The 11,997-nt window shown below is 31.3% G+C and carries 13 protein-coding genes, 1 tRNA gene and 1 other annotated feature (1 of these 15 only partly in view); of the genes, 6 read left to right on the forward strand and 8 right to left on the reverse strand.

Features of this window, described 5'->3' with window-relative positions; genetic code table 11:
* Positions 1–127: a binding site (T-box leader), on the reverse strand (it extends 90 nt beyond the left edge of the window).
* 151 nt (positions 128–278) lie between these two features.
* The 5 genes from CLMAG_RS21935 to CLMAG_RS21955 form a co-directional block, all read right to left on the reverse strand.
* Positions 279–353: transfer RNA gene (locus CLMAG_RS21935), tRNA-Gln, on the reverse strand.
* A gap of 117 nt (positions 354–470) precedes the next feature.
* Positions 471–992 (reverse strand): hypothetical protein, encoded by a 522-nt coding sequence (locus tag CLMAG_RS21940; RefSeq protein WP_066627550.1) that lies wholly within the window; start codon positions 990–992, stop codon positions 471–473.
* A gap of 18 nt (positions 993–1,010) precedes the next feature.
* Positions 1,011–1,619 carry a J domain-containing protein gene (locus CLMAG_RS21945; RefSeq protein WP_066627552.1) on the reverse strand — a complete coding sequence of 203 codons (609 nt, stop codon included), beginning with the start codon at positions 1,617–1,619 and terminating at the stop codon, positions 1,011–1,013.
* On the reverse strand, positions 1,603–2,481 hold the full coding sequence (locus CLMAG_RS21950; RefSeq protein ID WP_066627555.1) for a DUF5685 family protein: 879 nt from the start codon (positions 2,479–2,481) through the stop codon (positions 1,603–1,605). Before CLMAG_RS21950 ends, CLMAG_RS21945 begins: the two co-directional genes overlap by 17 nt.
* A gap of 75 nt (positions 2,482–2,556) precedes the next feature.
* Positions 2,557–3,108 (reverse strand): class IV adenylate cyclase, encoded by a 552-nt coding sequence (locus tag CLMAG_RS21955; protein WP_066627558.1) that lies wholly within the window; start codon positions 3,106–3,108, stop codon positions 2,557–2,559.
* A gap of 277 nt (positions 3,109–3,385) precedes the next feature.
* On the opposite strand from CLMAG_RS21955, the gene CLMAG_RS21960 reads away from it, so the two are divergent.
* Positions 3,386–3,964, forward strand: coding sequence for a Uma2 family endonuclease (locus tag CLMAG_RS21960; protein WP_066627561.1), 579 nt, complete (start codon positions 3,386–3,388; stop codon positions 3,962–3,964).
* A gap of 12 nt (positions 3,965–3,976) precedes the next feature.
* Positions 3,977–5,014: a nucleoid-associated protein gene (locus CLMAG_RS21965; protein WP_066627564.1), complete on the forward strand. Its 1,038-nt coding sequence runs from the start codon at positions 3,977–3,979 to the stop codon at positions 5,012–5,014.
* A 634-nt stretch (positions 5,015–5,648) separates the two neighbouring features.
* Here the strand turns inward: CLMAG_RS21965 and fba are convergent.
* The 3 genes from fba to CLMAG_RS21980 all read right to left on the reverse strand — a co-directional run bounded on the left by fba (position 5,649) and on the right by CLMAG_RS21980 (position 7,898).
* The gene (gene fba / locus CLMAG_RS21970; RefSeq protein ID WP_066627567.1) at positions 5,649–6,581 is read right to left on the reverse strand and encodes a class II fructose-1,6-bisphosphate aldolase; all 933 of its coding nucleotides are present in this window, start codon (positions 6,579–6,581) and stop codon (positions 5,649–5,651) included.
* A gap of 245 nt (positions 6,582–6,826) precedes the next feature.
* Complete coding sequence (locus CLMAG_RS21975) at positions 6,827–7,207, reverse strand: DUF4363 family protein (protein ID WP_066627571.1); 381 nt, start codon at positions 7,205–7,207, stop codon at positions 6,827–6,829.
* A gap of 13 nt (positions 7,208–7,220) precedes the next feature.
* Complete coding sequence (locus tag CLMAG_RS21980) at positions 7,221–7,898, reverse strand: DUF421 domain-containing protein (RefSeq protein WP_066627574.1); 678 nt, start codon at positions 7,896–7,898, stop codon at positions 7,221–7,223.
* Positions 7,899–8,043: 145 nt separating this feature from the next.
* Between CLMAG_RS21980 and CLMAG_RS21985 the strand changes: the two genes are divergently transcribed.
* The 4 genes from CLMAG_RS21985 to CLMAG_RS22000 all read left to right on the forward strand — a co-directional run bounded on the left by CLMAG_RS21985 (position 8,044) and on the right by CLMAG_RS22000 (position 11,982).
* Positions 8,044–9,699 (forward strand): nucleoside kinase, encoded by a 1,656-nt coding sequence (locus CLMAG_RS21985; RefSeq protein WP_066627577.1) that lies wholly within the window; start codon positions 8,044–8,046, stop codon positions 9,697–9,699.
* 294 nt (positions 9,700–9,993) lie between these two features.
* The gene (gene sdaAB / locus CLMAG_RS21990) at positions 9,994–10,677 is read left to right on the forward strand and encodes an L-serine ammonia-lyase, iron-sulfur-dependent subunit beta (RefSeq protein WP_066627580.1); all 684 of its coding nucleotides are present in this window, start codon (positions 9,994–9,996) and stop codon (positions 10,675–10,677) included.
* 3 nt (positions 10,678–10,680) lie between these two features.
* On the forward strand, positions 10,681–11,553 hold the full coding sequence (gene sdaAA / locus CLMAG_RS21995; RefSeq protein WP_066627583.1) for an L-serine ammonia-lyase, iron-sulfur-dependent, subunit alpha: 873 nt from the start codon (positions 10,681–10,683) through the stop codon (positions 11,551–11,553).
* Positions 11,554–11,637: 84 nt separating this feature from the next.
* A complete protein-coding gene (locus CLMAG_RS22000) occupies positions 11,638–11,982 on the forward strand; it encodes a hypothetical protein (RefSeq protein ID WP_066627585.1) in 345 nt (114 codons plus the stop codon).
* The last annotated feature ends 15 nt before the right edge of the window (positions 11,983–11,997 follow it).

Genomic DNA, 11,997 nt, shown 5'->3' on the forward strand with positions numbered 1-11,997 from the left:
TTAACCGTATCTGATTTTCTTCAGATAAGCTCAAAGGCGAGTTCATACTTTATCAGTGCTGTTTTACACCAACCAACAGCTCTCTTCGATAGATAAAAATACTACTACTCCTTGTCAAAGCACAGTATTAACTTTATTAAAGATTTTATAGCAATAGTAAGTTTTTGTCAAGAATTAGTTGTAGAAAATAAGCTGAATTTTGCATCTTAACTATTATTAATATTCAATTTGTTGAAAGTTACTTAAAAAAAGAACTCTTGAAATCAAGAGTTCTTTAATGGCTGCCCATGAAGGATTTGAACCTCCGAATACCTGAGTCAGAGTCAGGTGCCTTACCGCTTGGCGAATGGGCAATATTATAATGTACTGGAATAATACTTAACCGACAAAAAATATTATACCATATTAAATGAACATGTCAATAGATTTTTGTTTGAAAATTATAGGTGAACCTGATGCAAGTTTCCGCTTCATAAATTTAATTTTTTAATGAAATGTTTATTGGAATAAGTAATAAACATAGTTAGGATATAGTCAAATACTAAAAATGCTACTTGAGCCGCTGCTACTATAATATATACTGGCATAGCTATCTTTAGTAGGCCAGGGAAAAATAACTTATAAATAAAAAGTAATATAGCTAAGTCTATGTTTAGAAATAGAAGCTTTAATATTAATTCAAGGTAAAGCTTTCTTAATAGTTCAATGTAATACTTAACTAAACCATATATGCCAAAGAATATAATATAAAGTACAACAGTAATTTTAGCACCACAAATAAGTAGTGCAAGAAGAGAAGTTGACATATAAACAACTATAGCATTTTTTACATTAGTTGTAATAACGGATAAGGGTATAATGCAAGATGCCATAGCCAGTAAATAAGCTCTATTTACTGGCACTATGGTGCTTAGATATATAAAAATAAACCCTATAGCAGTAAAGAAACCACCTTTAGCTATGTATGAAGTTTTTTTATTTCTTATATCCATATTATAAATGCCACCTTTCTAACAGCAGTCTATAAAGTCTCCACCGCCACATTCACAGCAGCAGTCAAGACAATATAAAGTGGTACATATATCACACATGCTGAAATCCTTCCTCTTGCTGTTACGATAAGGTTCTCTATATGAATTGTTCATATTATTTAATCTACTAAATTCATTTCTATATTTCATGTTTTGTGGATCTAATCTGCAGGCCATATTTAAATTATTATATGCTTCATTATACCAGCCTTTTCTCATATTTAATAATCCCATTAAGTAGTTCCATTCAGCATCTCTTACAGTGATTCTGTTAAGTTTTTCTTCTGCATAGCTGAAATTTCCATTCATTAGATCCATTTCTATAGATCTGTACATATCTGAACTAGTACTGTTAGTAGAGTTGCCATAACTATTGCCGCTGCGCTGATAAGAAGATTCTGGTGTATTGCTCATCAAATACTGATAGGCTTCGTTGATATCTCTCATTTTAACTTCAGCTAAATCCTTTAATGGATTATTACCATACTGATCAGGATGATATTTTTTTGCAAGTTCTCTATAGGCTTTTTTAATTTCATCCTTTGAGGCATCCTTACTTATGCCTAAAACTTCATATGGATTTTTCATTTTTACAAACACCCCTTTTAAACACTTTATCCATTTTTTCCAAAAGACCATATTGTAAGATATTATATAGTAAGTCCTCATTCTTCTTTAAAGATAAGTTCTCAAAGAAATGCATACATTGAGCTGCACAGGTACCTAATATAAAATCTACTTTGGCTTCAATTTGCTTTGAAAATTCACTATAAGATAAATTATCATCATTGAAACAACTATTTATAACATTAAACTTTTTATTTGTCATATCCTTTTCCAAGTCATCCCAAGCATCAATTATATAAATCCACTTTCCGAGATTGTATCCAAGCCAATACAAGTTATTCTTATTTTTATTGTTTTCGTAGGAGGATAGAATAAATCCTGTAAGTTCAGCGAAAGGATGGGATATGTAATCAATAGAATTATTTTCTGGGTTAGTTTCAAGTTTATATAGTTGATTTAATGTGTTTTCCATGTATGCTAAATGTCCTTTTAATTTAGACGGAGTTTTCTTTAGATAGCCTTTAAAAAGTAAAGAAAATATCCTGCCTTTAATAGAATTGTCATCATTTATATTATCAACGAATTTATAATAACTTAAAGCGGTATTGCAAAATGCCGCATATTCTAAGTAAGGATTATTTGTAACAATAATTTTCTTTTTTAAACCATGTATAGAACACCGTTGTTTAATATAGGTTATCCTATCATCACTCAATGAATCTAAAAGTATAGCTAAAAAAGTCATGTCATAATTAAGAGACATTCTAGGAATATTACCTATGTTGTTCTTTATAGACTTGCATAAACCACAATAATAACCTCTAAATTTTTCATAATCCTTTATTTTAAGCTCCATTTTGCAAGGAGTAACGTAACCAAACATAAAAATTCTCCTGTTATATTCTTTAATTTAAGTCTTTAACTATCTGAAGATTAATATTATATCTCGTAGTGTAAGTTAACTTTCGGGCTTGAAGCCGTTAAAGTCTTTAAGTATTTCATATATAGTTTTGGAAGTTGTATCTTTAAGAGTATAACCAAGTAGGGAAACTACTTCTTCTAGTTCCTTATCGTTATTAGTTTCTATCTCTATATAAGGAAAAGGACAGAAGGATTTATCATTTATATCAATCTCTATTAATGTATTCTTATATTTGTAGCTCTCCCTATATTTTTTTATTGATTGAACAAGCTCCAGACCTAAAGATTTAAATATATTCTCTCCAGCCTTGGCATCTAATATCTCGGTCTCATTCTCTTCCATTACTTTATAAATTTCCTGGCTTAACATTTTCTTCGTAGTCATGTAGTAATGGGTAGAGTTATTGAGGAGATCTTCTACTATTCGTATTCTTGCATATCCCTTAGCTTTTATTAATCTTCTGTCACTGAAATCATATATATCGTTAATCTGATTTTCTTCTTTTACTTTAGTAGCATTTATTTCTATAAGCCTTCTTCTTATTTTGTCTACATCTATATTAATAATTCTTGTCTCAAATTCATTCAAATTATAACACCTCTAATACTTAATTGTTGCTATATTGAATTATATCATAAATTTTGGTTATATGTGTAAAGGATGTGTGTATAAAATATGATTAGTAAAATTTATATGTATATCCTTAATTATATTTGAGCAGTATGTAAAAATATAGTATAGTAAAGAAGAAGTGAAAACTTGGATCAAATGGAGTTTCCTATGAACATGAGAGTATTAGAGTGGGGAGTCATCGGATAAAAGGATTTTGTAAAGAAGTTTATGATATTATACAGGAGGTGTTGTAATGAGTTTAGTTAATCCTATTGACTTTTTGACATTTGAACAATTTGTTAAGATAGCTGAAAGTATTAAAGATAATACAGGTCACATAACAGAGTATTCAAATGGAGAAATTTTATATTTTAGTCCTACTGCAAAGCATAGTGTAAGTATTAATAATATAATAGGCATACTAAGAAACAAGTTGCCTAACAATTGTATAGCAATCAGTGAACTTCATGTTAAATTTTCAGAAAGTGAATACAGGATACCAGATATATCAGTATTTTGTGGGATGGATATAAAAGAAATATACGAAAATGATACACTACATTTAGAAATACCTAAATTAATATTTGAAGTATTAAGTGAATCTACAGAAAAAAGTGACAGAGAATATAAAATGAAATTATATGCCAATAATGGTATAGAGGAGTATTTATTAGTTGATTATAAAAATAAAACAATAGAACAGTATTATTTAAATGACAATTCATATAAGTTAAATAAAAAATATATAGATAAGGAGCTATGTGCCTTATTACTGTATCCACAAATAAGTTTTGTTGTTAGTGATGTTTTTAAAATCTTTATGAATGAATAGGGAGCGTATAACTTGGAGTATATAAAAGAGATAAGTATAAATGAAGCTGTAGTTCATATATTAGATAACAATGCAGAAGAACCTGTATTAAATGAATACACCTTAGAACTTAATGAAGAAGTATATAACTTCCTATTAAAGCATATAGAAAGATGTTTAAGGGATGAAGAACTTAGATATGCAGTATTTAATGAAGAAAGGAATATAGTAAAAGAGGTATCACAAGAGTATTTAAATGGCCAGAACAATATTATTGAAGTATCAAAAGAATTATCAAGACAGATGTTTGTTTTAATGAAGGGTGATAGAAACATACATTCCTGTGATTTGGTCGTAATATCAATCTCCACAGAATATGGGCCTATGCTTGGTATACTAAAAATGGATTATATAAAAAATTACACCCATACTATAGACTTTGTAGATGAAAAGATTGGGATAAATATAATACCAGAACTAACAGGTCTTCCAGTGAGTTCTCAAAAAATACAAAAGTGCGCATTTATAAAGCCTATAAGAGAAGACCAGGCATTTAACCTTATGGTTATAGATAAGCAAAGCAAGAGCAAGGAAAGCGGAGAATACGGATCAAACTATTTTATAAATAAATACCTTGGATGTACCATAATAGATAACGAAAGAGACATGACAAAAAACTTTATCAAAGCAGCAGAAGAATGGACCAGAGCCAGTTTGCAAGAAAATGCAGATGCCGCAGAAATGGTCAGAACGTCAATAAAGAGAAAATTAAAAGAAGAAGAAAATATAGATGTACATTCACTATCAGCAGACATATTTGCTGATCAAGAAGAAATCCAAGAGAGTTTTAAAGAATATATATCCTCAAAAGGGGTAAGCCCTAATGTCAATGTAGATAAACAATGGGTAGAAAAAAAGCTTAAAAGAATTAGACTTAAGATAGATAAGGAAATAGATCTTTATATAAACGAGGATGTGTACCATGATAATAGTAAGTTTGAAATACAAAGAATTGGTGATGGAAGTATTAACATAGTAATAAAACATGTTAAAAACTATATAGAGAAATAGCAACATAATGTTATGCTGTAGATGAATATGTAATTTAACCTGACTAACTTGGCGTAAGTCTCCCACTTTATATGAAGCTTCTCTTCCTAACGTCAGAGGAGTAAGTGATTCACACAAAATCATAGATTTTGATTCTCTGCTTAAGTGGGAGTTCAACGCCAAGTAAGCCATGCATTCGCAGCTCTAAAATTCAGATTGGGGAAAAGAATCCCCATCTGAATTTTAGAGCTTGCTTCAATTACGTATATAGATAACCAAAACAGAAAGTTGACTTGTTCAGAGGGGTATAATACCAATGTGAAAATAGATTTAAATGTTTTTTTTAGTAGTCTTAACGAAAGATTTGAGGAAAACTTAGAACCTTAGATTGTCTGAGCATAGCGAGTTATGCAGAATTGCTAAGCAATTCAAATGCAGTGCTTAGCAGCCATCAAACTATTTATTTAAAACCAATAGTTTGATGGGCTGCTAGCTACTGCGCTAAGGTTCTTAGTTTTTCAGAAATCCTGAGTTTTAGACTACTTAAAAATATTTAACGTATTGAAGAGTGGTATTATATCTCGCAGAATAAGTCAACTTTCAGCTGTTTATCTCCATGCAAATAAAAAATGTGGCGAATTTCGCCACATTTTTTCTATTTCATAGAATCAGCTGATCCTAAAACATTATCGATTTTGCCTTCAACAACTTTTTGTACAGCATCTCTTCCTGCTCCACAGTATTTTCTTGGGTCAAATTCCTTTGGATTAGTTCCAAAAGTTTTTCTTATAGCAGCAGTCATAGCTAATCTTATATCTGTATCCATGTTGATTTTACATACAGCCATTCCAGAAGCTTTTCTTAACATTTCTACTGGAATACCTTTAGCACCAGCTATATTTCCGCCATATTCATTACAAGTTGCAATAGCTTCTGGATCAACAGCTGAAGCTCCATGAAGAACTATTGGGAAACCAGGTAATTTTGCTTGGATTTCTTCTAATATATCGAATCTTAATTGAGGTTTGAAATCTAATGGGAACTTGAATGCTCCGTGTGAAGTTCCGATAGCTATAGCTAATGAATCAACACCTGTTCTATTAACAAAATCTACTGCTTGAGCTGGGTCAGTGTATATATGTTCAGCAGCAACAACGTCGTCTTCAACTCCAGCTAAAACTCCTAGCTCAGCTTCAACAACAACTCCACGAGCATGTGCATACTCAACAACTTCTTTTGTTTTAGCTACGTTTTCTTCGTATTCAAAGTGTGAACCGTCAAACATAACTGAAGTAAATCCAGCATCGATAACTTCTTTAACAGCTTCGAAACTTGGACCGTGGTCTAAGTGAAGAGCAACGTCTACTCCAGTTTCTGCGATAGCAGCATCAACCATAGCTTTTAAGTATGATGCACCAGCATATTTTAATGCTCCTGTTGAACATTGAAGAATAACTGCTGAATTCTTAGCTTTTGCTCCTCTGATAACACCTTGAATTATTTCCAAGTTATTGATGTTAAAAGCACCTATAGCATATTTGCCTTCATAAGCTTTTTTGAACATTTCCTTAGTAGTAACTAATGCCATTGTGTATTCCACCTTCCAATAATTATATTAGCTTTTAATCTCAAGTAATAAGTACATGAAATTTCTAGCTTAATTGCATATAAGTTTTCTTATTATATTTAAGGGCACAGTATTGTCCCGGTGGGACGTAAAATGCTCTCTATATATTATAATCTATTAAACTCATATTTTCCATAGTTTAATTATATATTATTTTACAAATCTTTTGAAGCAAGGTCTTAATTAACATAAACATTCAATCTTTATTACAATATATTCTGAGGATTTACTCTTTCCATATCAATTATATGCTTTAATAGAAATTTTATAACATGAGTAGATGCCAAAGCTTCTTCTTCATCTTCACACTTAGTATACTGAGTAAGTTTCCAAATTTCATTGTTAACATTATCTATCTCTGCATGGTTTGAAAACATGGAAACCTTATCTGAGTATTTATCCCATTGGTTTAAAAGGTCTAGAGAATTATCATATGCTTTATCCCATGAATGTGAGGTTATATCTTTTTCTATTTGTACTGCTGAAACTTCAAGTTTTGTGCATATCTTGTTTAAGTAATTTATAGAGAAAAATATCCCTATAAGCATAATAAAGAAAATACTTAGAGAAGTTATTAGACCTTTCATTTATATACACCCCTTATTTTTGTTCCTTGGGTTGATAATAGAATTTACCTTTAGAATCAAGCATTGCTATAAAAACATGTTCATGGGACAAAATATTATTTTTCTTTAGCTGCTGCTTAAGCCAATGTTTATCTTTATTTATTATTTTTAAATTATTGCAATTTATTCTTCCGTCTAAAATTAATGTTACTGGTAAAATATCCTGATCGGGTTTTAAGTTTAAATCAGCCTTTGTAGCCGGAGAGAGTTCAGTTTTAGGTATAATGGACAGCTGACCGCTAGTTTCTAATATAGCATACTGAATATCTTCTAAGTTATAGTAACCTTGAAGTCTTAGCTCTTCCATTAAATCATTTAAATTAAATCTTTCCTTCTCTAATTCTTTAATATTTAACTTCCCTTCATTGATTATTACACTTGGTTTTCCGCTAAAAAAAATTCTTAGTTTTTCACTCTTCAGTTCTAATATTGATGCTAGCGCTTGGAGTGTCAGTAAAGTTATTATAGGAATGATGCCGTGCATTATTGGAATTCTAGTATCCTGCATAGGCAGTGAGGCTAGCTCTGAAACCATTATTGCAATAGCAAGTTCAAAAGGTTCTAATTCGCCTATCTGTTTTTTTCCCATAAGGCGCATGGAAGTAATTACTAAAATATATAGCACAATAGTTCTAATAAGTACAATAAACATAAATAAAGATCCTCCTGCAATAATCCTAAAGATTTTTCTACATTATATTTTTACATTAATACAAAAAAATATAAGTAAATTGTGAACATTTTTACTAATATTAACGTATAATAATAGTACACAAAAAAATTAGGGAGAGGATGAAATGGCAGAACAGAGACTAAAAGTAAATAACAAAGAGATATTAGTAGAAAAAGGGACAATTCTACACAAAATTATTAAAGATAACTGCCTTGAGAAAGACATACCGGTTGTGCTTGCTAGACTTAACGGCAACTATTATGAACTTACACATTCTTTAAAAGAAGATGGAGATTTTGAACCTATAGATATCACTAATAATTTAGGACTAAAAACTTATGCCAGAACCCTGCAGTTTATACTTATAAAATCAGTATTGGATGTATTTCCAGAAGCTAAAATAACAATAGAGCATTCTATGAGTAAAGGTTTGTTTGGAGAAATTCATAAAAGCGCTGCTCTATGTGAGGAAGATATAAAGAAAATTAAAGTTAGAATGCAGGAATTAATAAATAAAGATTTGCCAATAGAAAAGGTATCAGTAAAAAAAGAAGAGGCAATAAAAATTTTCACTGGCTACAAAATGGATGATAAGGTGAGATTGCTTAAATATGTAAATACAGATACTGTGAAACTATATAATTTAGATGGTCGTTATGATTATTTTTACGGTTCTATGGCATATTCTACAGGGACATTTAAATCTTTTGATTTAATATATTATGAACCAGGTTTCCTGCTTAGATACCCTACAGAAGCAGACCCTTTTAATATTCCTAAACTTGTGGAACATAAAAAACTTAGAAAGATATTCCATGAAACAGAACAATGGGGAAACATATTGGGGGTTGGAGATGTAGGCTCTTTAAATGATAAGGTGGAAAATGGAGAGATTGTAGACATAATAAGAGTAGCGGAGGCACTACATGAAAAGAAAATTGCATATATAGCAGATATGATTAGTGAGAGACAAAATGTAAAAATTGTATTAATAGCAGGTCCTAGTTCATCAGGAAAAACAACCTTTGCTAGAAGGCTTGGAATACAGCTTAGGGTAAATGGACTTATACCAATTCCAATTTCTTTAGATGATTATTTTGTAGATAGAGATCATACACCGAAGGACGAGTATGGTAATTACGATTTTGAATCCATATATGCTCTAGATTTAGAACTATTTAATAAAAACTTAGAAGGTTTACTGAAAGGGGAGGATGTAGAAATCCCAACCTTCAATTTTAAAAATGGTATTAGAGAGTGGTTAGGTCAAAAAATTAAACTGCCTGAGAATGGAATATTAATAATAGAAGGAATCCACGGATTAAACGAGATGCTTACATCTTCTATACCAATGGACAATAAATTTAAGATATATATAAGCGCACTTACTCAGCTAAATGTAGATAATCACAATAGAATAGCAACTACAGATGTAAGAATAATAAGAAGGATAGTTAGAGATTCTCTATCTAGAGGGTATGGTAGTGAAGATACCTTAAAAATGTGGCCTTCTATAAAAAGAGGGGAAGAAAGAAATATATTCGTATTTCAAGAGAATGCGGATGTTATGTTTAATTCCACTTTAGTTTATGAACTATGTGTATTAAAACAATATGCATTAAAAGAATTAGAAAAGATAGAAATTTCTAGTCCTGTATACTACGAAGCATTAAGGTTAAGGAGTTTTTTACATTTCTTTAAAGATGTAGACAAAGAAATTGTTGCAGATAATTCTATATTAAGAGAGTTTATAGGTGGCAGTTGTTTTTATAAATACTAGGTAATTGAAAAAGCGGCATAAATGCTGCTTTTTTTTATTTAGTATGCAAGTAATATATCTAAATTTCTGTGAAGTGGAAACTTGAATCAGATGGAGTTTCAAACTCCACCTGATTCTTAGTTGAACGAATCCAGGAACGTAGCCGCTCGCAACGTACACTTTGAAGAAGATGGGAGTATTAGAGCGGGTAGTCATCGGATAAAAAAAGATGTGGCAATGTTTCAGTTTATTGTATAATAAGCTTTGTAATATATGACTTAATATTGAATGAAATTGGAAGGCTGGTGTAATAATATGAGAGAATACAGTGCTTTTGATATCCTTGGACCTATAATGATAGGGCCATCAAGTTCACATACTGCAGGTGCAGCTAGACTTGGTAAAATTGCAAGAACAATAGCTGGTGACGGAATAAAAGCAGTACATTTTCTTCTTCATGGATCCTTTGCAACAACATATAAGGGACACGGTACTGATAAGGCTTTAGTAGCAGGAATATTAGGAATGAATCCTTGGGATGAAAACTTAAGAAATTCCATGGAATTAGCGGCAAAAAGTAATATTGAAATAGAATTTATTCCAACTGATCTTGGCGATGTTCATCCTAATACAGTTAAGGTTTTAATAACTAAAGAAGATGGGAAGACTGTACAGGTGGTTGGTTCATCCATAGGTGGAGGAAATATAGTAGTTACAGAAGTAGATGGAGACAAATTAGAATTTACAGGAGTATATCCTACAATATTAATAAATCATATTGATGTACCAGGAATGGTTGCAAAAGTAACTTCTGTGTTATTTGATCATAAAATAAATATTGCATTTATGAAGGTTTATAGAACAAGCGGCAAGGGTTCTGCTGCAGCTATGGTATTTGAAGTAGATGATATTATAGGTGAACATGTAATAAATGTAATAAATAGCATACCTAATGTGAAGAAAGCTAGAGCTATAAACCCTATAAGAGAGGAAGAATAATCTATGGTTAACTATGGGCATGAACTATTAGAAGTTTGTAAAGAAAGAAACATAAGTATATGGGAATATACATTAGAAGAAGAGGCAAAGGCAACTGGGCTTACTTCTGAACAAGTCTTTAAAAAAATGCAAAAAAACTTACAGGTAATGCAGGTAGCTGCAGAGCGTGGATTAAATAATAAAATTTCATCAATAAGTGGTCTTATAGGTGGAGATGCATATAAGTTAAATCAGTATGCTAAAGGTGGGAAAACACTAACAGGGAGCTTTATGGTTACCGCTATGGCAAGAGCTCTTTCTTCATCAGAAGTAAATGCTTCTATGGGGAAAATAGTAGCAGCACCTACGGCAGGCTCTTGTGGCATAATGCCAGCAGTAATAATAAGTGCAGGAGAAAGACTAGGCTCAACAGAAGATGAGATGGTAAAGGGTTTATTTACAGCCACTGGTATAGGCATAATTATTGCTAAGAATGCCACAATGTCAGGTGCTGAAGGCGGATGTCAAGCTGAATGTGGTTCAGCAGCAGCTATGGCTTCAGCTGGTGTAGTAGAAATGATGGGCGGAACACCAGAACAGGCCTTAAATGCAGCAGCTATAGTATTTAAAAATATACTGGGATTAGTATGTGATCCGATAGCGGGGCTTGTAGAGGTTCCTTGTGCTAAAAGAAATGCAGCAGGAGCGGTAAGTGCTTTAACAACAGCAGATATGGTTATGGCTGGTGTAATGAGCAAAATACCTTTTGATGATACCGTTGAAGCAATGTATAAGATAGGAAAGAAGATGTCTTTTGAATTTAGAGAAACAGCTCTAGGAGGACTTGCGATTACGGAAACAGGACTTAAACTTCAGCGAGAGATATTTGGAAAGTAAGAAAAGGAGATGGATTATTTGTGGCATGAATCTATTAGAAATATAATATAAATAATTTATAGTATTAAATAGTAGGTGATGAACATGCCCCATAGAAAAATTGTTGAACAGTATTATGTTGATATAAATAATTTAACAGATTTATTAAGCAAGCTTGTTAACTCATATAGGCTTTTAATAGGTGGAGCAGGAGAATTAAATACTATAGCATTAGCCCATAAAAGGGATGTAAAGGATGCTTTAAAAAGAGTAAATGAGCTAGGAGATATAATTGATAATGTCATAAAAGTTTTAGATTGTTCAAGTTTTAGTTATATGGACTATTGTAAATTAAAAGCTCAAATATTAGAGAGTAAAATTCAAGTACAATATATAGAATCAGAAATAGATCAAGAATTAGAGTTTGAGAATGATAATAATAAAAAATAGGTGTGGATGTATATC

Origin of the sequence: Clostridium magnum DSM 2767, from assembly GCF_001623875.1 — a bacterium.
GTDB classification, from domain to species: Bacteria; Bacillota; Clostridia; order Clostridiales; family Clostridiaceae; genus Clostridium_AM; species Clostridium_AM magnum.